This is a genomic window from Pedococcus sp. P1_H8, assembly GCF_056405175.1.
The window spans coordinates 1-704 of the sequence record NZ_JBFUCP010000038.1 but is presented as its reverse complement, the minus strand read 5'-3'; the positions used below and the strand labels follow the sequence as shown (position 1 = coordinate 704).

The window sequence follows — 704 nt, the reverse complement described above, 5'->3', positions numbered from 1 at the left end:
CAGTTCGTACAGGTCCGTGGCGCCGGTCGGGATCCGGCGGCTCGCGGCGAACAGGCGGGCGTCGTTGCGGCTCTGGCCGTCGAGTGCCGACACGGTGACGATGTTGCCGATGGGACATTCACGAAGCGCTGCCTGAGCAACGGTCTCGAACACGTCCTCGAGGATCAGAATTGCGTTGGGACGGCAGTCGCTCACGAAATGGGCGAACTCCCGTTCCTTGCACATCGGGCTGAGCGACACGGATGTGCCGCCCGCACGCCACGCCGCGACGACACCGATCAGGAACGCCGGGTTGTTCTGCGTGCACACCGCCAGGCGGTCTCCGCGGCCGAATCCCCGTTCTTGGAGGTGACAGGCCAGAGCATCCGCCGCCGCGGACAGTTCACCGTAGGTGAGCGTGCCGTCGAAGTAGTGGATGGCGACGTCCGCCGGCGCCCGCTGCACGGCGGCGTCGAACATCGCCAACGCGTTGTCGAAGTCGGGAGTGATCGAATCGGGATGCTCGGCGGGGAAACTGGCGAGCCACGGCCTGTTCGGGGATGTCACCTTCTCACCTCTCTCGATCCCGCACTGCTTGCCGCCTCGGAGGACGCTCGGCGAGACGCACTAAACCCTACGACACGGAGACATCATCGGACGCGGTGATCCGATCGCTACGATGTTCAGCATGGCTGAACGAGCTGCTGTCGCGGTGGGCCCGAATG

1 protein-coding gene is annotated in these 704 nt (G+C 65.6%); it reads right to left on the bottom strand.

Going from position 1 to position 704, the window contains the following annotated elements; translation table 11 throughout:
• On the bottom strand, nt 1-546 hold a 546-nt coding region (locus AC1DYG_RS18685; RefSeq protein WP_477641368.1), incomplete at its 3' end, for an AMP-binding protein.
• Nucleotides 547-704 lie beyond the last annotated feature (158 nt).